We start from the raw sequence: 19,862 nt of genomic DNA, 5'->3' as shown, positions 1-19,862 counted from the left end.
CCATGGCGCGTGACTACTACGAAGCGCTCGGGGTCCCGCGCAGCGCCGACACCGACGAAATCCAGCAGGCCTACCGCCGACTTGCCCGCAAATATCACCCCGACATCAACAAAGACCCCACTGCGGAAGACAAGTTCAAAGAGATCAATGAGGCCTACCAAGTGTTATCCGACCCAGACACCCGGAAACGCTACGACCGATTCGGGGACGACTTCCGTCGGGTACCCGAGGACTACGACGAACGGGTCCGGGCAAGCGCCGGCGGGTACGGCGGCGGAAGGTACAGCGGTGGGGGCCGGAGGGTGCACTTCGGACACGGCACAGACGGCGAGGGGGGCGTCGACTTCGAGGACCTCTTCGGACAGATGTTCGGCGGCGGTGGCGCGTACGGCCCGATTCCCGGCGCCGATCAGGAAGCGGAACTGGAACTGACCCTGGAAGAGGCGTACCGGGGCGGCAAACGCACTCTCCGTCTGGACGGACGACGATACGACGTCAACATTCCGGTCGGTGTCCTCGACGGCCAAAGAATCCGGCTGGCTGGGCAAGGGGGCCGAGGCAACGGCGGCGCACCGCCCGGGGATCTGTACCTCGTGGTCCGGATCAAACCGCATTCCCGGTTCCGCGTACAGGGCCGGGACATCTACGTCGACCTTCCCGTCTCCCCCTGGGAAGCAGCACTCGGCGCGACGGTCGCCGTTCCCACTCCCGGCGGTGAGGCGAAAGTCAAAGTCGTACCGGGCTCGTCGACAGGTAGGAAGCTGCGCCTGCGCGGAGAAGGCATGCCCAACCCGCGAGGCTCCAACGGCAACCTCTACGCCGAGATCAAGGTGATGGTGCCATCGAAACCGACAGCACGTGAACGCGAGCTGTTCGAACAGTTGGCCGCCGAATCGAACTTCGACCCGAGGAAACAGCCATGAGCACCCCGACCCCGGGCACCCAGTACATATTGGTTCGCCGTACCGGAATGTCGCTGGATGTCTTCGCCGAACGTACCGGGCTGCACCCCGACCTGGCAAGAAAACTCGTGGCTCTCGGCCTGATCGACGCACGCCGCGACCCCGGCGGCGAAATATTGTTCGAACCGTCAGCAGTGGCCCACGCTGCCCGCATCCAACGGTTGCGGACGGGTCTAGGCCTGAACTACTCGGCAATCGGGCTCGTGCTCGATCTGCTGGATCGAATCGAGAAACTCGAAGCAGCGTCCCACGGAAGGAAGACACCCCCATGGACACCGGCAGTCTGACTGAAAGGTCACGAGAAGCCCTGCAGGAGGCCCAGAACATCGCGACCAGAATGGGCCACACCGAGGTCGACGGAGAGCACCTGCTGCTCGCGTTGGTCGATCAGCAGGAAGGGCTCGTACCGCGACTGCTCGAGCAGACCGGTGCGAACGTCGACGCCCTACGCTCCGATCTGGAACAGGCACTCATGCGTAGGCCGAAGGTCAGCGGCCCCGGTGCGACGCCCGGTCAGGTGATGATCACCCAGCGCCTGGCCAGACTGCTCGACGCCGCCGAACGAGAGGCAAAGCGACTCAAGGATTCCTACGTGTCGGTGGAGCATCTCGTGATGGCCCTCTCCGAGGAGGGGTCGACCAGTGCGGCCGGACGGGTTCTCACCAGCCATGGGGTCACACGAGAGACCTTCCTCGCCGCCTTGACCACAGTGCGCGGCAACCAGCGCGTCACCTCGGCCACCCCGGAGGGGGCGTACGAGGCGCTCGAGAAGTACGGACGCGACCTCGTCTCCGAGGGCCGAGCAGGCAAACTCGATCCGGTCATCGGGCGAGACGCCGAAATCCGCAGGGTAACGCAGATCCTGAGCCGGAAAACGAAGAACAATCCGGTGCTGATCGGCGACCCCGGCGTCGGCAAGACCGCGATCGTCGAGGGACTCGCCCAGCGGATCGTCCGCGGCGACGTGCCCGAGGGCCTACGCGACAAAACGATCTTCTCGCTCGACATGGGTTCCCTGGTGGCCGGCGCGAAGTACCGCGGCGAGTTCGAGGAACGGCTGCAGGCGGTGCTGTCCGAGGTGAAAGCGGCCGAGGGGCGCATCCTGTTGTTCGTCGACGAGTTACACACCGTCGTCGGCGCAGGATCGGTCGGCGGCGAGGGATCTCTCGACGCCGGCAACATGCTCAAACCGATGCTCGCCCGCGGCGAACTGCACATGATCGGTGCCACCACTCTCGACGAGTATCGCAAGCACATCGAATCCGATGCAGCATTGGAGCGTCGATTCCAGACCGTTCTCGTCGACGAGCCCAGTGCCGAGGATGCAATCTCGATTCTGCGCGGACTTCGAGAACGCCTCGAGGTGTTTCACGGCGTGAAGATCCAGGACGGCGCACTGGTGGCCGCCGTGACCCTCTCGCACCGGTACATCACCGACCGTTTCCTTCCGGACAAGGCGATCGACCTGGTAGATGAAGCGTGCGCCCGGCTACGAACCGAAATCGACTCGATGCCCGCCGAACTCGACGAACTCACCCGGAAAGTGACCCGGCTGGAGATCGAAGAGGCCGCCCTGTCCAAGGAAACGGACGCCGCCAGCAAGACACGCCTCGAGGAGTTGCGTAAGGAACTGGCCGATCTGCGGGCCGAGACCGACGCCCGGCACGCTCAGTGGGAGGCAGAGCGCCAAGCGATCCGTCGGGTGCAGGAGCTACGGGGAGAGCTGGAACGATTGCGACACGAAGCCGAGGAGGCCGAACGCAATTACGACCTCAATCGGGCCGCCGAGCTGCGATACGGCGAGATCACCGAACTCGAACGCAAACTCAAGGCGGCGGAGGAGCAATTGGCCACCAGGCAAGGCCGCAATCCGTTGCTGCGCGAGGTGGTCACCGAAGACGAGATCGCAGAAATCGTGGCCGCATGGACGGGTATCCCGGTCGCTCGACTGCAGGAAGGCGAGCGGGAGAAACTGTTGAAGCTCGACGAGATCCTGCACGAGAGGGTCGTCGGTCAGGACGAGGCGGTGCAACTGGTCGCAGACGCGGTGATCCGGGCGAGGTCCGGCATCCGTGATCCGCGCCGGCCGATCGGTTCGTTCATCTTCCTGGGACCGACGGGCGTGGGAAAGACCGAACTCGCAAAGACGCTGGCCAGCGCCCTCTTCGACAGCGAAGACAACATGGTGCGCCTGGACATGAGCGAGTACCAGGAACGGCACACGGTGAGTAGGCTCATCGGTGCGCCCCCCGGGTACGTCGGGTATGACGAGGGGGGTCAGCTCACTGAGGCGGTGCGTCGCAAGCCGTACTCCGTGGTGCTCTTCGACGAGATCGAGAAGGCCCATGCCGACGTCTTCAATACCCTTCTACAGGTGCTCGACGACGGCCGGATCACCGATTCTCAAGGCAGGCAGGTCGATTTCCGGAACACGGTGATCATCATGACCTCGAACATCGGATCCCAGCATCTCCTCGACGGAGTCACAGCGGACGGCGAGATCAAGCCGGACGCCCGGGCGCGGGTGCTGGCGGAACTGCGCGGGCACTTCCGTCCCGAGTTCCTCAACCGGATCGACGACATCGTGTTGTTCACCCCGCTCACGCTGCCCCAGATCGAGCACATCGTCGAGCTACAACTCACCGATCTTCGGAACAGATTGTCAGAGAGACAGATACACTTGAATATCACACCGGAAGCACGCCGGCTCATCGCCGAACACGGTTTCGACCCGGTCTACGGTGCACGACCCCTGCGCAGGTATATCGCCCATGAGGTCGAAACCAGGATAGGTCGTGCGCTGTTGCGCGGCGAAATCGAACCGGGCGGCACCATCGATGTCACGGTCGATGACGGCGAACTGTCCGTCGCATATACGGAACCCGCCATCGCGACCTGAGAAGGGGTGTCGTCATGGGATCCGACAAGGTGAAGTGCCCACACTGCGGCAAGGTCAACAGGGTACCGGCGGCCGGGAACGGGAGACCCCGCTGCGGAAATTGCCACGAGCCGCTGCCCTGGATCGCCTCGGCAGGGGATGGCGACTTCGCGGAGGTCGCCGAGAAATCCTCGGTGCCTGTACTCGTTGACCTCTGGGCGACGTGGTGCGCTCCGTGCCGAATGGTCAGCCCCGCGCTCGAGCAGCTCGCCACAGAACGCGCAGGTCAGATCAAGCTCGTCAAGGTTGACGTGGACGCTGCACCCCAGACGGCCGAACGGTTCACCGTCCGCGCCGTACCGACGCTGCTGGTGATGGACCGGGGTGAAGTCCTCGCTCGTCAGGCGGGCGCCGCTCCGGTACCGGTGTTGCGCACATGGCTCGATCAGGCGCTCTCGGAAAAAGCAGGCAAGGAGGCGAAGCCATGACCTCGGTCCATGCCGACCCGCACGTGACCGCGATCCGGGCCGTGGCGCCCCGCACTCCACAAGGTTGCGAGGAATGTCTTCGCCTCGGCACCCCGTGGGTACATCTGAGGCTGTGTCTGTCGTGCGGACACGTCGGATGCTGCGACTCCTCGCCGGGCAAGCACGCGAGCGCACACGCTCACACCCTTGGCCATCCGATCGTCCAGTCGATGGAACCCGGTGAAGATTGGCGCTGGTGTTATGTCGACCAGAACTTCGTCTGAGGACGCCCCCCGCCTCGGCGACGGTCAGCTCGTCGACGACGAGACTCCGGATGCAGTCGGGGCATTCCCGCGGTTGACGGACGCCCAGGTAGCGACGCTCGAGACCGGAGGCACACGTCGATCGGTTCACGCCGGCGAGGTGCTGATTCGAGCGGGCACCCGCAGCAGCGACTTCTTCGTCGTCCTTTCCGGCAAGGTCGCGATCATCGACGAGGGCGCCGAGGACGGTGAGCGTCGGATATTGCGCCTGCACGGTCCGGGCCGATTCCTGGGCGAGCTCGGACTGCTGGATGGCCAGGTGGCGTTCTTCACCGCCGAGGCGATCGAGGACGGCGAGGTGCTCGTCGTCCCAGCCGAGCGGGTGCGCGAGCTCGTCGCCCACGACCTCGTGCTCAGCGATCTGATCCTGCGGGCCTACCTGGTGCGCCGGCACCTACTGATCGGGCTCGGTTCGGGGTTCCGAATCATCGGCTCCTGCTATTCCCCGGACACGTTGCGGCTTCGCGAGTTCGCGATGCGCAACCGGCTGCCCCACAAATGGATCGATCTGGAGCAAGACGAACGGGCGGAGCAACTGCTGCAAAGCCTGGGTGTCGCCCCAGAGGACACTCCCGTCGTGATCTGGCACGGCGAGAAGGTGCTGCGCAATCCGACGAACGCCGAACTCGCCCGCATCGTCGGGCTTCCGGTCCCGGACGCAGCGCACGACGTATGCGACCTCGTCGTCGTAGGTGCCGGACCGGCGGGTCTGGCCGCGTCCGTGTACGGCTCATCCGACAGGTTGAACACGGTGACACTGGAGTCGATCGCTGCAGGTGGGCAGGCTAGCACCTCCTCCCGGATCGAGAACTACCTGGGCTTTCCGGCGGGGATCTCCGGTGCCGAATTGGCGGAGCGGGCCGTGATTCAGGCCGGGAAGTTCGGTACCCGCCTTCTCGTGTCGGCGGAGGTGACCGGTTTGGGATCCGAGGGCGGGCACCATGTGCTCCAACTGGCGGACGGCGGCGAGATCCGCGCCCGGGCGGTCGTGCTCGCCACCGGGGCGCGATATCGCAAGTTGGAGGTTCCGGGAATCGAGGCACTGGAGGGGAGAAGCGTGTATTACGCCGCAACCAATCAGGAAGCGCGGCTGTGCGGCACCGACCCTGTAGCCATCGTCGGCGGCGGAAACTCCGCCGGCCAGGCCACCGTCTTCCTCGCAGACCAAGTTTCCCACGTTCACCTCCTCATCCGCGGCCACGACCTCGGAAAAAGTATGTCCCGGTATCTCGTCGACCAGATCGAACGCCATCCGCGCGTGACCGTGCACCGGAACACCGAGATTCGTCAGGTCCACGGCGAGAAGCACCTCGAAGAGATTGTGGTCGAGGACAATCGCACGGGCGACAAGGCCAGGATCCGGGTGCACGCTCTGTTCGTCTTCATCGGGGCGATGCCGCATACCGGGTGGCTGGCCGACGCGATCGCGCTCGACGATCACGGCTTCGTCCTCACGGGCGTGGACGCCGTCCCCGCCCGTGAGGACGGCAACCAGAGAATCGACGCCCCGCCGTCGAGAACACTCGAAACGAACCGGGCCGGTCTGTTCGCAGCGGGTGACGTCCGCAGCGGCTCGGTAAAACGGGTCGCATCCGCTGTCGGTGAAGGAGCGATGGCGGTTCGCCAAATCCATGAATACTTCGAGAGGAGCTGACGACATGCCAGTGATGGGCACCGTGAAATTCCAGCGGTTCTTCCGGGTAGCGGCTGGACTGCACGTCGACCGGAACGATCTCAAACGCTATACAGATTTCATCGACGACAAGATCTACGACGTGATCCTCATCGGCAAGGCCTCGGCAAAGGCAAACCTGCGGGACGTGATCGAACCGTGGGACCTGCCGATCACCAAGGGGCTGCAGGAAAGCATCCACCGGTTCGAGAAGCTGGACGAAGAAATCGAACTACAGCCCCTGCTCGACCAACTGGCGGCCCGGCCACCCTTGGACGTGGCTCTCTCCGAGGAGACCGAGCAACGACTGCCGCTGATCGCCGGAGGCCTGAGCGTGGCGCTGGCGCATACCTTCGTCACGGTCGAGCCGGACCGCAAAAACCCCGGGACCGCCGAATGGAGCGTCGCCTTCGACATCTTCCATCAACTCCTCTGAACCCAGCCAGCGACCGGGCACTGATGGCGGACAAACGTGCCAGACACATCGAGGACGATGTGATCTGGCGGAGATACAAAGGCGGAATGGACCGCTACAACGTTGCGTCCTCGAACACGATGGCCCACAGGACATGCTCGGGCTTGCGACGCGCGTCGGCTGAATCCGAGTCGACGAACTTCCTGATCTCGCCGGCGGCGTGGATGCGTGCCACACCGCGATCGCAGGCGATCTTCCGGAAGAAGTCCTGCGCCTGGATGACCATGGTGCTCTCGTACCGCGAGTCGATCTTCGAGTCGCCGATGTATTGCTCGACGTTCCCGGCGGTGGGCGCGTTCCATTATCGGCGTGACGTTTCCAGGCTTGCAGTTGGTGACCCAGCGGCTCACGCGGGTGACGGCGTCTCGTTCGTCTCCACCGACGGTCGTGCGCTTGATGACTGCTCCTGCCGTTCGCTGTGCTGTTGTGATGAAGCAACTTTCACAACGAGCGACGGTGGGTGTCCCAGTTCTGCAGCCGGGTGCACGGGTCAGACGGTGGGTTGGCGCCGGATGAAATCCGCCATGCCGGGCACGGTGAACGCGATCCGACCGTGCTCGGGCGCCCAGATCAGGCCTTTCTTGATCGCGGATTCGCGGACGTCGCTGACACCGCTGGTGGTCACCCCATCAGTTCGGCCACCTTGCCCGACCGCGGTGCATCTTCACCGGTGGCGGCGATGGCCGTCAGATAGCGGCGTTCGCTGTCCGTAGCCCGATTCCACCGGGAAGGAAAGAAACCTTCATCGAGGTGGCGCCGCCCGACCTCGACGGCAAGTTCTGCATCTTCTGTCTGAAACGGCGCCTCCGGTGCGAGGTTCCAGATGGCCTTGCCATACTCCTGCAGGAAGTACAGGTAGCCGCCGCTGGCGGTGACGAGCACTTCGAGCGCGTCGTCGGTGAACTCACCTCCGTGTTGACGAACCGGGATCCTCAGCGCATCGGCGGCGGCGTCTCTGTCGAGGGGGCCGACTGTGCTGTAGAGGAATTGACGTTCGGCGTAGGAGCGGTACTCGGCCAGGATGGCAGGCAGGTTGGGAAGGCCGGCGCCGATGAGGAAGAATGGCCATTCGCGCTGGCTGGCCCGGTGTTGGACGGTCAACAGCGCCGAGAGCAGGTCCGCGTCGAGGTCCTGCATTTCGTCGATGAACAGGCCGAAGGCGCTGCCCCGAGTTTGAGTGCGGCGGTGATCGCTTCGACGAGTTCCTCAATGTCGAGGTCGATGTCGCCGCTCGAGGCTGCGGGTTGAGAGGTGCCGACGTTGACGGTGGCCGGCCCGAGGCCGATTTCGACGGAGAATCCGCGGGCCAGCTCGATCAGGGGATCGACGAGCTTCCGAATTTTGTGCTTGCGGCTGTATCGGCGCAAGCCGACAGTCAGTTCCTGGCCCAGTTTGGCGCGCACAGCGGCGGTACCGGCAGCGTTGGGTCGTGCTTCGATGCCGATAGTCAGCCAACCTTCCCGGTCGGCATGTTCGGCGAGAGTGTTCAACAAAGTCGTTTTACCGACTCCACGCAGGCCGGACAGGACCATGCCCCGGTCGTAGTTGCGTCGCTTGCTTCGCGCGACGAGCAAGTCGAACGCCCGATCTGTTTGTCCCGACCTTCCAGCGCGGGAGGCCGCAATCCTGACCCGGGCTTGAAGGGGTTCAGTTCTAGATCCGTATGGAACAGCATAGAGAGATATGGACTTTTCCAATACTTTCCCATAAAGTCCCCGATTCACGAGATGACATCAGCTCGGCACGCTCCTGGACGCCCATCCTGGAGGGCGCGGATCGCCTCACAGATCTGCGAGATCTCGCGCAGAAGTGCCTACCGCCGGAACCATCCGAATCCCGACCGTGCCTGGATACACAGCGCTCAAACCCGTCGCCTGACCCGACTGGAGCGAGGTCGGCGGCGGCGATGCCCCTGGTTGCGGACGGAGCCATTCCCGCTACGCCGACGCCGTAGGCAAAACGAGGTGCCGCAGTGCTCTATACGAGCCCCTGCTCCCTGTCAGGGGACTGCGGCACCTCAGTGTCGCAACCGCCACCACCCTCATAGAAGACTTGTCATCCGCACTAACGAATCCTCCGACGCAACCCTTCGCACCCGAAATAAAGCACCCGATCCGGCAGTAACGTCGCCCCCGCAGAACCCCACCCCACACCGACAGGACACACGGCGCTCGTCATCTAGTGTCCTGAGTCGTTAATTCGGTCGCAGTAGTTCGCGATGGATTCGAGGATCTGATCCGCGGTCTTCACCCACACATAGGGTCGCGGATTCTCATTCCAGGTATCGATCCAGGCGCGAATGTCGGCGTTGAGGTGTCGCACGGATCGGTGGGCGGAGCGGCGAAGCTTCTTGTTCGTCAGCTCCGCAAACCACCGCTCCACCAAGTTCATCCACGATGAACTCGTAGGCGTGAAGTGGATAACGAATCTGGGATGCGCTGTGAGCCAGCGCTTGACGGCCGGGGTCTTGTGGGTCGAGGCGTTGTCCATCACAAGGCACACGTCGAGATCTGCGGGCACCTCGGCATCGATCTTGCGAAGAAACGCCAAGAACTCGGTGGCACGGTGCCGGGCGTGCAGGGAGCCGATCACCTTCCCACTGGCGATGTCGAGCGCCGCGTACAGGCTCGACGTTCCGTTCCTGACATAGTCGTGGCTGGCGCGTTGCGGCGTGCCTGGCAGCATCGGGAAGATCGGTTGCGTCCGGTCCAACGCCTGGATCTGGGTCTTCTCGTCCACGCACAGCACCAAAGCCCGCTCCGGCGGGTTCAGGTACAGGCCGACGACGTCACGAACCTTCTCGGTGAACAGCGGATCCTTCGACAGCTTCCAGGAGTCCTGTTTGTGCGGAGCCAGGCCGAACGCTCGCCACACCCTCGAGACAGTGGACTGCGACATGCCGAGATGATCCGCCATCGACCGTGTCGACCAATGCGTCGCATCCTTCGGTGTCGATTCGAGCGTCGCGGTGATCAGGTCCTTGATCTTTGCGTCGCTCACCGTCCTCGGCCGGCCCGGGCGCGGTTCGTCGAGGAGCCCATCGCAGCGAGCCTCGACGAACCGATCCCTCCATCGCCGCACCGTCGAACGGTCCACACCGAGTCGTTGCGCCACTTCAGAATTGGATCCACCGTCCGCGCAGGCCAGCACGATCCTCGACCGCGCCGACAACCCCGCCGCACTCGTACGACGGCGAACCCAGCCCTCCAACTCGGCCCGCTCCGCGTCACTGAGAACAATCACCGCAGCACGCGGACCCCGAGTCGCCATACCCAACAGTATCAACTGGTGGATAATTTACGACTCAGGACACTAGGTGCCGTGGAGCGCTGTCGTTGCCGGCAGTGACGGCGATCGGCAGTAGCCGCGGCGTCGCGGCTTGAGCGGTTCAGGTTCCGGTTCGCCGAGGAACTTGCCCCAGAAGTCGAGAGTGCCACGCTTGAGGTGCCAATCGTGGAGGCTGATCACATTCAGCGCAGCCATGGTGAATCCGAGCAGTAGTCGATGCGCGGTGAGCCCGAATATTCGGTAGTACCCGCGCCGCAAGTGCAACACGTTGCTCTTCAGGTCGCCGAATACGGATTCAATGCCGACTCTGCGGTGATAGGACGCGAACCATTGCTTGGTTCCGTGCGGGAACGGCATGCGAGTTCGGGGCTGGTCCTGGTTGCGGATCGTGACGGTCTTGCAGCACGCGCACGGATCATCCGGCTTGCGGCGATTGCATCGGACGGTGGGGTGTTCGTAGCCCAGCCTCATCGATCGGGGGGACAACGGGCTGCGGATACTGGCAGAGGCTCCCACTGCCGGTCCCCGGAATCGCTGGGTGCCATCGGAATGGAGTCTTCCGTGTGGCACGAATGCGTACTGGGCGCGGGTCTCCCGTAGCTTCTGTGCCTGTGCCAGTTCGGCCGCGGTCATGTCCCTCGTAATCTTCGGCAGTTTCCACAGCCGTTTGGGCAGACACGTGGTGAAGAGGGTCCCGTCGATCCAGACCGAGCCGGGGACGGGTCCGTCCTCGATTCGATACATGGTGGGGTGCAGGTCGACGATCGGGACATATCCGCAGCAATGGAGCGGCAGTGCGTATCTCCACTCGTCGGTGTTGTTGTAAGCGCGGTCGCAGACGACCTGCCGCGGCGCGGGAAGCTCGCCCGCGGCGAGGACTGCGATCAATCCGGCTGTGCCGCGGTTGTACCCGGCGCGTGTGACGTGCAGTCCTCGCACCACGTGTGGGACTGGTCCCGCACCGGGCTTGGCGGGGACGTCGGTGACGACGTGCGCTTCGTAGCCGAGGTAGTACTCGGTCTCGTTGAATCCGGCGCTGCGGTGCGCCGCTCGCGCATCCTCATCGATCGTGTACATGGGCTTTCCGTCCACGGGCGATTCGGGCGCGGCGGGACGGCGATGACGCCTCGGCACACGTGGTTTCGGCTTGGCGAGTGTGGTGTCGTACTCCTGCGACGGTCCGGAGTCGTCCTCGACGAGGACCTTGGAGTAGCGCGGCCGGGCCCAGGTCTCGACATCGGTGCCGTCGACCGCCGCCGCACCGGTGGGTGGGTGCCCACACAGGGAAGCATTGAGCAGCTCCTGTGCGAACGCCGCGGCGTCCAGGTCGGAGGTGCCGCTGGGGGCATCCTCCTCGGCCTGTTCGACGCGATCACATTCCCGGCAGAGCTTGGCGAACCCTCCGCAGACCATCTTGTAGGAGATGTCCGCGGAGGGGTCCAGGCCGGCCTTCTCCCGCTGTGACTGGTTCCACCCACGGATCGTGGCGGTGACCATCTCCAGGTGCAGGTCCACGTTCAGCATCGGAGTCAGCAGGAAGGCAACCATGAGGGCGTCGCCCGTCAGGACCCGTTTCGCACCGGCACGTGTCGCGAACACCGTATTGACGAATTCGCGGGCACCGCAATGTTCGACCACCGCAAGGGCACGTCGAAACTGCCACGGTTCGCAGCGGTTCACGCGGGTGTCGACGTCGCGGAACGGACGTGTGTCACTGTGTCTCATGGGGGCGCCGCACCGATGATGAGGTCGACCAGCTCCGGATCGTCGAACACGCGGCGACCGGAGGGAACGAAGGCGAGCAGCCTGTGCAGGGCACCGACGTCGGTGGAGCCGAAGAGCGTCTGGAAAACGGGCAACGGCACCGTCTGGATCATCGCGGTCGCCCAGGTCGCGCGGAGCCGGCTCACTCGCAGCGGTCGTAGCCGCGCCGGGATTTCGCATCTGCCCAAGACCATCGACACGTACTCGACCCGCGGTTGCGGCTCACAGAACAGATGCGCACGGCCCGCCCGGGTGGCGCAGTCGGCGACGATCGGCACGTACCGTTCGAGGACCGGGACCGTGCGCCGCCGAGTGCCACGCACCCGCACCGCGAGGTGGGATCGCCGCCTGACGATGTCGTCGCCGGTCACCGCGAGCACCTCGGAGGTCTGCAGGCCCGCACCGAGCCCGAGCCCGAGCACACACGACATACCGTGACTGCGCCGCACTGTCGCCTGCCGGTCCACCCAGCGAAGCAGCAGCCGGGTCTGGCCATCGGTGTACGGGCGATAGGCCACCGGATAGGGCAGGAGATCACGTGGCGGCTCCCACGGGGCCGTGCGGGTGATACGCCGGGACAGGGTCGTCAGCGTGGCACGGCGCGTGCATCGGGTGGCGTCCGACAACCCGGGGAAGGTCACCGCATACCGGTTGACCGTCGCAGGGTGGAAGATCTCCTCGACATCGAGATCCAGACCCTGCTCAACGGCCCAACCGACCATCGACGCAACGATTCCCATCCGACCACGAACGACCTGCGGCACCGAGGTCGGTTCGAATCCGCCGCGCACCACGTCACGGACGAACGGACCGATCTCCTCCCACAACTGCGCCGGTATGTTCGGAGTGAACAGATCGATCGACTCTTCCACCGTCCGAGACGCCATCACGACCTGCCTCGCAGCTGTTTCCAGGCCATCGAACCAGCCTGCGGTGCAGGCAGATACGGAAGAAGATCCGACAGGCCTTTCCCGCTTCTCATTCCTGCGGCCGAGAAGATCTCCGCTACAGCACAATCGGACAGAACCTCGGCCAGCCAGGTCGATCGCAGACGCGACACCGTCAACTTCGGGGCCGTTCGTGGGCACTCGAACGATGCGAGAAGCGCTGCAGCCTGATCCCGCCCGGTCCGCGCCGACGCCACCAACGGCCGGCGCCCGGCACCGCGACATGCGGCCCGCAACCTGGGCACCACATGCCGGCGAACCGGAACCACCCGCTGCGGCGACCCGAGACGCACCGCGGGCACACCGCCGACGGTGACCACGTCCGAGGCAGTGACGGCGAACAGTTCACCGCTGCGTACGCCCACTCCCAAGGTCAGCGCCAGGACAGCCGTCATGGCCTGCACCCGGAACGGCCCGTTCTGGCGCGGCGCCCATCTCCAGAATGCCGCGATCTCGGCATCGGTGTAGGGCGGCGACAGCTCGTGTCGCGACGAACGCTCACCGGCGGGAGGCCACGGGGCCCGCACCGTCACCACCCGGGCCAGCCGCCGCAGCCGCGACATCTCCGCAGCCCGCGACGTCGGCGCCAACTCCCTCATCCCGACCAGGCGGTACCGCTCGAGCACATCCGGGGTCAGCACCACCTCCCTGTCGAGTCCGAGTCCCTCGTCGAGAGCCCACACCGCCAGCCGGGTGAGTACCTTGAGCGCGTTCGCAGCCTGACTGAGCAGCGTCGGTGCAGACAATTCGACCGTCTCCCGCACCCACGGCCCCACCACCGCCCACGCGCCCGGATCAACCGATCGTGGTTCAAAGTTCCTGATACACGCCGCAATCGACTCCGGATCATCGGTGCGGCGCCGGTACGCGGCCATCATCGATCACCCAGGTCATCGGATAGCGCAGTGCACCGCGTGCTTCCTGGCCCTATCCGGGCGCAGAGGGGTATTGTCATGAGTGGTCACAACCTCATGAGTCACATCGATCCCGCAGGATCCTGGCTGACGAATTCAGAAGGGCACCGAATGCGCCTCGGTGTCCTTCGAGGTATCAGAGGTATTGATCACCACCTTCGCGAATGCGCACGACAGTGCTCGTTCTATGTGGATCTAGAACGAGTCGGCGGAATTCAGATGGCGTAACACCCACGGTAGCCCTCGATTCCGCATCAAGGAACCGGCCCGAGGAACGGATCGAGAGCGCCGCGACCACGCAGTAGATCAACAGCTCGGGGCATGGGCTCACGCCAATCTCAGGCCTGCCATCTGCCACGACGCAGGCCTAGAATTTGGGGTTGCGGGCCCGCAACAGCTGTCGCTTGCGGATCAACCCGTAGTGCCGTCACCGGCGGTGGCGGTGCGGTTCGCGACACCAACGGAAACTCCCGACGCCGCGGGCTAGGCGTATATCGGGGCGCCGTCAGATCACGCGGCGCCCCATACGACCACCGTCAACCGACTGCCCGGAACCGCCCTCGCGCTGGGGCTGCTAACTCAAGTTGATGTGCCATGCGCGTCAGACTTGCCGAGGCCGCGCCACAACGTGGAGTAGCCGCGTCGGCTTCTGGCCAAGAGCGGTCCAGCGTGAACGAGCATTCTGGGGGTAGAAGATCGAGTCACCTGCGCCCAGCGTGTATGTCTGGTAGGGAGGCTCGACTTCTACGTCCAACCGGCCTTCGATGACATAGGTTGCGGCAGCATTTGGGTTCTCGAACCACTCGTGGTTGTTGCGCGATTCGTCGACCTCGATTTCGGAAAGCTCGAACGGGTGTTGTCCATCGCTGACGATGAGACGAACGAAAGCAGCTGTAGAGTCGGTACTTTCGACGCGACGACCTTCGGATGCGCGAACGACACGCGCGCCTGGCACAGACTCTGCCGGTGGCATCAAATCACCCGGGGTCACGTCGAGTGCCCTCGCCAGCCGATAGAGGCTGTGCATGGACGGTGACGCCAGACCTCTTTCCAGTTGACTCAGGAAGGGTTGCTTGAGACCGGCCGCCTCGGCCAGGTCCTTAAGGCGCATGCCTCGTTCAGTGCGGCGAGTTCGGATTCGGGCGCCGACAACTCTCGCGACTGCGGCAGGATCGTCCTCCATACCGACCTCCTGCACGGCGTCACCGGAACTCAACGCCTGCGAAACATGTGTGTCATGCATGGTGTCAACACTCTTTGCTGTCGTCAAATTAGTTTGACGTGGGCAATCAAACTCTATTTGCCCACATCAAACAGTGTTTCTACCACAATGCGGCCCCCTCCGAGCTGCGACGACAACTCCATGACACGACCACGCATACCCCCACCCGAAGGAGTATTGATGGCCCACAACACCGTTCTCGAGCGGCGCAGATTTCGGCGTGTGAGCACGACCACCGCCACACTCTTCCTTGCCGGCGCGCTTGCGGCCTGCGGCTCCGATACGTCCGCTACCAACTCTTCCTCTGCCGGATCCGCGCCTGTCACGATGCAGCTGAGCTGGCTGAAAGATGTCACCGCCTCTGGTGAACTGTTTGCTTTGGAGAACGGTTACTACACCGAAGCAGGACTGGACGGGATGACCGAGAGCAACATCCTGGCCAATTCCGGTTCGACCAGCGCGGAAAGCGTCGTCGTCTCTGGGCAGGCTCTGGTGGGGATGAACTCGATGGCCACCACCGGCCCTGCGATCGCGCAAGGAGCGCCCCTGGTCGTCATCGCCTCTCTACTCCAGGAGAATCCCTACACCCTGTTGTCCTTGCAGGAGCGCACCCCGATCAGGTCGATCGAGGACCTCAAGGGCAAGCGCGTCGGCGTCCAGTCGATCAACCAAGTCCTCTGGAAGGGCTTCTTGGAGGCGAACGGCCTCAGCGAATCCGACGTCGAGACGGTCCCCGTCGAATATTCGCTGGCCCCATTGGAAACCGGGGACATCGATGCGTACCTCTCGTACCGGACCAACCAGCCGATCACCGCACAACAGGACGGCTACACGCCCGTCCTCCTGAACTTCGCCGACCACGGCATGGCCTTCACCTCGAACCTCTACTTCGTCACCAAGGACACCCTCGAGCGGGATCGCGATCGTGTCAAGTCATTCATGATCGGTGAAGTCAGGGGGTGGACCGACTCGGTTCAGAATCCGGCGGCAGCGGCACAGATCGCCTACGACAAGTACGGCGCCGATCTCAAGCTCGACCTTGCCCAGCAGACCGCCCAGATGAACGCGCAGGTCGGGCTGATGGTGACCGCCGACACGAACACTCACGGCCTGATGACGCTCTCCGACCAGTTGATCTCCGACAACCTGGCTGCACTCGAATTGATGGGTACTGATCTCGATGCCGAGCAGGTCTTCGACCCCTCGTTGATGGAGGAGATCTACTCCGAAAACCCCTCACTCGTCGTGCAGCTTCCCATCGACGAGGAGAGGTGAACGCAGTGAGCATCTCGACGACGCCGGCCGTCGCCACCATCGATCCGATCGCAGCACCGGCTCTGGCGACCGGAGTCAACCTCCAGAGCGTTTCCAAACAGTTCAAGCTGGGCCGCAAGCCCGTCGATGCCCTCACGAACATCAATCTGGGAACCCGGAAGGACACCTTCCTGTCACTCATAGGACCGTCAGGTTGTGGCAAGTCGACGATCCTGCGGATGCTGGCCGGACTGGAGGCACCTACCTCCGGCCAAATCCTCGTCAACGGCCTGACCCCGACCGAAATCCTGCGACACCACGAGATCGGCGTCGCATTTCAGGACTCAGCACTACTGCCGTGGCGCACGGTGGCGAAGAACATTCGGCTTCCGCTCGAAGTCGCAGGCATCGCCCCCGACGAAGGACTGATCGACGAACTCATCGACCTGGTCGGATTGCGGGGATTCGAGCAAGCGAAGCCAGCCCAGCTCTCGGGCGGAATGCGTCAGCGCGTGTCAATCGCTCGATGCCTGGCCGTGCAGCCGAGCGTCATGCTGCTCGACGAGCCGTTCGGCGCCCTGGATGACATGACACGCCAGCGGATGAACATCGAACTGCACCGAATCGTCGGAGAACGGCCGACCACCACTCTCATGGTCACCCACGGAATCTCCGAGGCGGTCTTTCTCTCCGACGTCGTCGCCGTCATGTCCCCCAGACCAGGCCGGATAGTCGAGCTCGTCGAGATCGATCTACCGCGTCCCCGCACCCCCGAGATCATGCGTACACCCGAGTTCCACGCCTACGAGGATCGCCTTGCAGACCTGCTGTTCGGCATCGAGACAGGGCTGGCACGATGAGCGAAACGGTCGTCGAGCAAGTGTTGACGCCCGAGTCGCTTGCTCAGAAAGAGGACCGACATCGGCAGCGTCCGCGAATCTCCGACGCCCCCGCATGGGTCGGTGGCATCGTAGGACTACTGGCCCTCGTCATCGCCTGGTGGATTATCTCGTTTCTGTTCTTCCGACAGGATCAGTCGGTTCCCTATCCGCACCGCGTCGCGGCCGGCCTCGTCGAAGCGCTTGGTCAGGCCAGTTTCTGGAATGCCGTCGCAGCCACCGTGCGTCCGGCCGCGGTTGGTTACCTGTGGGGCAACCTCATCGCGTTCGGGCTGGCCGCAATCGTCCTTGTGGTTCCCCGCCTCGAGGGAACAATAAGCCAGATCGCCGTCGTCTCGACCTGTATCCCGTTGACCGCCATCGGCCCCATCCTGGCACTGATGTCGGGGCCGGGTAGCCACTTCGCCTCGGTTGTACTGGCCGCCCTGAGCGTCATTTTCACCTCGGTCATCGGCATCGTGCTCGGATTGAAAGCTGCAACCCCCTCCCAACTCGACGTCATCCGGGTGGCTGGAGGCGGATCACTCACCGAATTGCGCAAAGTACGGATCATCGCCGGGCTACCCGCGATCTTGGCGGCATTGCAGATGGCAGCCCCGGCTGCCTTTCTCGGCTCGGTCCTGGGCGAATACTTCCTGCTCGGGGTCGACACCGGTCTCGGCATTCAACTGCTGGCAGCGCAGGCCCACAACCAGCCGGTACGGCTGTGGGTCATCGGTGTCGCGTGCGGAGCGGTCGCCGGCTCAGCATTCTGGGCAATCGGGCTGATCAGCAAGTACATCACTCCCTGGTCGACAGGAGCCAAGTCATGATCCCAGCCGTACGCCGCGCACTGACCAACGCCATCGGAATCGTCGTAGCCCTCGGCGTGTTCGCCCTGATCTGGGACGTCACACTCAAGGTCATGGACGTCAACCCGTACGTGGGGAAAACGCCAGTCGACGTGTGGCACTATCTCTTCGGTTCGGGGTCGGTACTTGGCGAGACCAGTTCGGCGAATCGGGATCGCCTACTGTCGTTGCTGTGGGTGACCCTCGGCCACGCCTCGCTGGGATTCGTTATCGGAGTGACGCTTTCCATGCTCGTTGCCGTTGTGTTCACGCTCGTCAAGCCAGTCGAGTTCATGTTCATGCCGCTGGCAATGCTCATGCGAACTGTTCCTCTCATGGCCACCGCCCCGGTCATCTATCTCGTCTTCGGCGGAGGCAAGGTCACCGCCGCCTTGATCGTGACCGTCGTCGTCTTCTTTCCGGTCCTGGTCAACGTCACACTCGGATTCAATTCCGTCAGCCCCCAGGCGCTCGATGTCATACACGTCAACGGCGGTAACGCGTGGACCGTCATGCGTAAGGTCGCTATTCCCACGGCCCTGCCTCACATCCTCGCCTCGCTCAGGATTTCCGTTCCGGCCGCCATTACCGGCGCAATGCTCTACGAGTGGCTGTTCACATACGTCGGACTCGGCGCCGGAATCGTTTCCGCTACAACACAATCAAACTTCACCGAAGTGTGGGCCATCGTGGCGGTCATCACTGTCGCCGCTGTCGCCCTCTATGCCATCGCCGCCATAGCCGAGGCCGCCATCCTCTCATGGGCAGGCATATCGACACAGGACAGGCCTGCATAACGCCACACTGTTACTTTGTTCTGAACAAATCGATTGCCGCCACCCTAAAAGGCTGGCCGAAAGCACGCCTACCAGCCGATTAGGCTTACCCAGTGCATATCTCGAGATCCAGAGTCGCAACGAGTCGTTAACCCATCGGCAATAGATACTCCCAAGAATATTGATGTCAGCAAACTTCGGTGCATGCAGGCAGCGCACCCTGAAGAGGACGGCCCTTCCCCGTCCCGAGGAGACCGACAGCTATGAGCCGTGCCGTACCCGTCATCGACATCGAGCCATTCCGCAACGGAACCGATCCCGCCTCCGTCGTGGCTGCTGTCGACCAAAGTTGCCGTAACACTGGCTTTCTCGTGATCACGGGTCACGGAATCGATCCCGCTGTAACCGCGGAGGCGATGACCCAGATCCAAGAGTTCTTCGACCAGCCGACCGGCGCCAAAGCCGCATTCCGCAACGAGAGCCGAGGATCGGGCTACTACCAGTTCGCCAATATGGCTCTCGCCCGATCCAATGACGACCACGACGCCCCACCCGACCTCCGCGAAGAGCTTCGGGTCCGTCGGCTCGATGTCATCGACTGGCGTTCGCCGCTGTGGAACGGCGACGACCGACTACGTGACGGAATCAGCGCCTACTACGCCGCGATGGACGAGCTCGCCGACACCGTCATGGAGATCTTCGCACTCGCACTCGGCCGGCCGGCCGGATTCTTCCGCCAGTTCACCAACCGCCACGACAGCCAGCTCGGCATCTACCACTATCCGCCGATGACCGAGCCGCCGTTGCCCGGCCAACTCCGCGGTGGCGCCCACACCGATTTCGGCAGCCTGACCCTGCTCCACGGCAGCCCGTCGGTGCACGGGCTGCAGGTCTGGACTGGCGAGGAGTGGGAGTACGCCCCTGTTGTGGACGGCTCGATCGTCATCAACATCGGTGACCTCATGCAGCGTTGGACGAACGACCAGTGGAACTCGACTCTGCACCGCGTTGCGAACCCGGTCGAAGGCGACTGGGACAAAGCCCGCTACTCACTGGCCTTCTTCCACCAGCCGCACCACGACGCCGTCATCAGCAGCCTCGACAACACCCAGGACGCCAAGTATCCCGCGATCACTTCCGGTGAGCACTTCCAGCGCAAACTCGACGCCCTCGCACTCGCCTGACAGGCAC

Annotated in this window: 20 protein-coding genes and 1 pseudogene; 12 read left to right on the top strand and 9 right to left on the bottom strand. The window is 63.7% G+C overall.

Annotated features, from left to right (window positions below; genetic code table 11):
* Positions 1-2 precede the first annotated feature (2 nt).
* The 7 genes from M3330_RS14210 to M3330_RS14180 are packed head-to-tail and all read left to right on the top strand — an operon-like array spanning position 3 to position 6,738.
* Positions 3-923, top strand: coding sequence for a DnaJ C-terminal domain-containing protein (locus M3330_RS14210; RefSeq protein ID WP_006930779.1), 921 nt, complete (start codon positions 3-5; stop codon positions 921-923).
* On the top strand, positions 920-1,249 hold the full coding sequence (locus M3330_RS14205; protein ID WP_006930777.1) for a chaperone modulator CbpM: 330 nt from the start codon (positions 920-922) through the stop codon (positions 1,247-1,249). Before M3330_RS14210 ends, M3330_RS14205 begins: the two co-directional genes overlap by 4 nt.
* Positions 1,231-3,861 (top strand): ATP-dependent chaperone ClpB, encoded by a 2,631-nt coding sequence (clpB, locus tag M3330_RS14200; RefSeq protein ID WP_200358827.1) that lies wholly within the window; start codon positions 1,231-1,233, stop codon positions 3,859-3,861. Before M3330_RS14205 ends, clpB begins: the two co-directional genes overlap by 19 nt.
* A gap of 14 nt (positions 3,862-3,875) precedes the next feature.
* Positions 3,876-4,328, top strand: a complete 453-nt coding sequence (gene trxA, locus M3330_RS14195; protein WP_039957929.1) for a thioredoxin — start codon at positions 3,876-3,878, stop codon at positions 4,326-4,328.
* Positions 4,325-4,591, top strand: coding sequence for a UBP-type zinc finger domain-containing protein (locus tag M3330_RS14190; protein WP_006551064.1), 267 nt, complete (start codon positions 4,325-4,327; stop codon positions 4,589-4,591). Before trxA ends, M3330_RS14190 begins: the two co-directional genes overlap by 4 nt.
* Complete coding sequence (locus M3330_RS14185) at positions 4,569-6,284, top strand: FAD-dependent oxidoreductase (RefSeq protein WP_369683121.1); 1,716 nt, start codon at positions 4,569-4,571, stop codon at positions 6,282-6,284. The genes M3330_RS14190 and M3330_RS14185 overlap by 23 nt, the downstream gene beginning before the upstream one ends.
* Positions 6,285-6,297: 13 nt before the next feature.
* Positions 6,298-6,738, top strand: a complete 441-nt coding sequence (locus tag M3330_RS14180) for a DUF1931 family protein (RefSeq protein ID WP_255028911.1) — start codon at positions 6,298-6,300, stop codon at positions 6,736-6,738.
* A 136-nt stretch (positions 6,739-6,874) separates the two neighbouring features.
* On the opposite strand, the pseudogene M3330_RS14175 reads toward M3330_RS14180, so the two are convergent.
* The 9 genes and pseudogenes from M3330_RS14175 to M3330_RS14135 all read right to left on the bottom strand — a co-directional run.
* Positions 6,875-7,054 (bottom strand): annotated as a pseudogene (locus M3330_RS14175) (hypothetical protein); the annotation flags it as partial.
* A gap of 213 nt (positions 7,055-7,267) precedes the next feature.
* On the bottom strand, positions 7,268-7,402 hold the full coding sequence (locus M3330_RS14170; RefSeq protein WP_255025077.1) for a hypothetical protein: 135 nt from the start codon (positions 7,400-7,402) through the stop codon (positions 7,268-7,270).
* Positions 7,399-7,914: a hypothetical protein gene (locus tag M3330_RS14165; RefSeq protein WP_255025075.1), complete on the bottom strand. Its 516-nt coding sequence runs from the start codon at positions 7,912-7,914 to the stop codon at positions 7,399-7,401. Before M3330_RS14165 ends, M3330_RS14170 begins: the two co-directional genes overlap by 4 nt.
* Positions 7,875-8,501, bottom strand: coding sequence for an ATP-binding protein (locus M3330_RS14160; protein ID WP_255025073.1), 627 nt, complete (start codon positions 8,499-8,501; stop codon positions 7,875-7,877). The genes M3330_RS14165 and M3330_RS14160 overlap by 40 nt, the downstream gene beginning before the upstream one ends.
* A gap of 454 nt (positions 8,502-8,955) precedes the next feature.
* On the bottom strand, positions 8,956-10,047 hold the full coding sequence (locus M3330_RS14155; RefSeq protein WP_255025005.1) for an IS630 family transposase: 1,092 nt from the start codon (positions 10,045-10,047) through the stop codon (positions 8,956-8,958).
* A 42-nt stretch (positions 10,048-10,089) separates the two neighbouring features.
* On the bottom strand, positions 10,090-11,790 hold the full coding sequence (locus tag M3330_RS14150; protein ID WP_255025071.1) for a hypothetical protein: 1,701 nt from the start codon (positions 11,788-11,790) through the stop codon (positions 10,090-10,092).
* Positions 11,787-12,716 (bottom strand): hypothetical protein, encoded by a 930-nt coding sequence (locus tag M3330_RS14145; RefSeq protein WP_255025069.1) that lies wholly within the window; start codon positions 12,714-12,716, stop codon positions 11,787-11,789. The genes M3330_RS14150 and M3330_RS14145 overlap by 4 nt, the downstream gene beginning before the upstream one ends.
* Positions 12,716-13,540 carry a hypothetical protein gene (locus M3330_RS14140; protein ID WP_255025067.1) on the bottom strand — a complete coding sequence of 275 codons (825 nt, stop codon included), beginning with the start codon at positions 13,538-13,540 and terminating at the stop codon, positions 12,716-12,718. Before M3330_RS14140 ends, M3330_RS14145 begins: the two co-directional genes overlap by 1 nt.
* Positions 13,541-14,291: 751 nt before the next feature.
* Entirely contained in the window at positions 14,292-14,933 is a 642-nt protein-coding gene (locus M3330_RS14135; RefSeq protein ID WP_255025065.1) for a helix-turn-helix domain-containing protein, read from the bottom strand.
* A 159-nt stretch (positions 14,934-15,092) separates the two neighbouring features.
* Here M3330_RS14135 and M3330_RS14130 point away from each other — a divergent pair, with 159 nt between their 5' ends.
* The 5 genes from M3330_RS14130 to M3330_RS14110 all read left to right on the top strand — a co-directional run bounded on the left by M3330_RS14130 (position 15,093) and on the right by M3330_RS14110 (position 19,855).
* Entirely contained in the window at positions 15,093-16,187 is a 1,095-nt protein-coding gene (locus M3330_RS14130) for an ABC transporter substrate-binding protein (RefSeq protein ID WP_255025063.1), read from the top strand.
* A 62-nt stretch (positions 16,188-16,249) separates the two neighbouring features.
* Complete coding sequence (locus M3330_RS14125) at positions 16,250-17,026, top strand: ABC transporter ATP-binding protein (RefSeq protein ID WP_255028910.1); 777 nt, start codon at positions 16,250-16,252, stop codon at positions 17,024-17,026.
* The gene (locus tag M3330_RS14120; protein WP_255025061.1) at positions 17,023-17,877 is read left to right on the top strand and encodes an ABC transporter permease; all 855 of its coding nucleotides are present in this window, start codon (positions 17,023-17,025) and stop codon (positions 17,875-17,877) included. The genes M3330_RS14125 and M3330_RS14120 overlap by 4 nt, the downstream gene beginning before the upstream one ends.
* Positions 17,874-18,692: an ABC transporter permease gene (locus M3330_RS14115; RefSeq protein ID WP_255025059.1), complete on the top strand. Its 819-nt coding sequence runs from the start codon at positions 17,874-17,876 to the stop codon at positions 18,690-18,692. Before M3330_RS14120 ends, M3330_RS14115 begins: the two co-directional genes overlap by 4 nt.
* A gap of 242 nt (positions 18,693-18,934) precedes the next feature.
* Complete coding sequence (locus M3330_RS14110) at positions 18,935-19,855, top strand: isopenicillin N synthase family oxygenase (RefSeq protein ID WP_255025058.1); 921 nt, start codon at positions 18,935-18,937, stop codon at positions 19,853-19,855.
* Positions 19,856-19,862: the final 7 nt, after the last annotated feature.

The organism is Rhodococcus sp. GA1 (assembly GCF_024321955.1).
GTDB classification, from domain to species: Bacteria; Actinomycetota; Actinomycetes; order Mycobacteriales; family Mycobacteriaceae; genus Rhodococcus; species Rhodococcus pyridinivorans.
This window is presented reverse-complemented; position numbering and strand designations above follow the sequence as displayed.

Coding starts and splice junctions, on each gene's coding strand:
- M3330_RS14210 (WP_006930779.1), top strand. CDS start 3: ATGGCGCGTGACTACTACGAAGCGCTCGGGGTCCCGCGCAGCGCCGAC.
- M3330_RS14205 (WP_006930777.1), top strand. CDS start 920: ATGAGCACCCCGACCCCGGGCACCCAGTACATATTGGTTCGCCGTACC.
- clpB (WP_200358827.1), top strand. CDS start 1,231: ATGGACACCGGCAGTCTGACTGAAAGGTCACGAGAAGCCCTGCAGGAG.
- trxA (WP_039957929.1), top strand. CDS start 3,876: ATGGGATCCGACAAGGTGAAGTGCCCACACTGCGGCAAGGTCAACAGG.
- M3330_RS14190 (WP_006551064.1), top strand. CDS start 4,325: ATGACCTCGGTCCATGCCGACCCGCACGTGACCGCGATCCGGGCCGTG.
- M3330_RS14185 (WP_369683121.1), top strand. CDS start 4,569: ATGTCGACCAGAACTTCGTCTGAGGACGCCCCCCGCCTCGGCGACGGT.
- M3330_RS14180 (WP_255028911.1), top strand. CDS start 6,298: ATGGGCACCGTGAAATTCCAGCGGTTCTTCCGGGTAGCGGCTGGACTG.
- M3330_RS14165 (WP_255025075.1), bottom strand. CDS start 7,914: ATGCAGGACCTCGACGCGGACCTGCTCTCGGCGCTGTTGACCGTCCAA.
- M3330_RS14155 (WP_255025005.1), bottom strand. CDS start 10,047: ATGGCGACTCGGGGTCCGCGTGCTGCGGTGATTGTTCTCAGTGACGCG.
- M3330_RS14150 (WP_255025071.1), bottom strand. CDS start 11,790: ATGAGACACAGTGACACACGTCCGTTCCGCGACGTCGACACCCGCGTG.
- M3330_RS14145 (WP_255025069.1), bottom strand. CDS start 12,716: ATGGCGTCTCGGACGGTGGAAGAGTCGATCGATCTGTTCACTCCGAAC.
- M3330_RS14135 (WP_255025065.1), bottom strand. CDS start 14,933: ATGCATGACACACATGTTTCGCAGGCGTTGAGTTCCGGTGACGCCGTG.
- M3330_RS14130 (WP_255025063.1), top strand. CDS start 15,093: ATGGCCCACAACACCGTTCTCGAGCGGCGCAGATTTCGGCGTGTGAGC.
- M3330_RS14120 (WP_255025061.1), top strand. CDS start 17,023: ATGAGCGAAACGGTCGTCGAGCAAGTGTTGACGCCCGAGTCGCTTGCT.
- M3330_RS14115 (WP_255025059.1), top strand. CDS start 17,874: ATGATCCCAGCCGTACGCCGCGCACTGACCAACGCCATCGGAATCGTC.
- M3330_RS14110 (WP_255025058.1), top strand. CDS start 18,935: ATGAGCCGTGCCGTACCCGTCATCGACATCGAGCCATTCCGCAACGGA.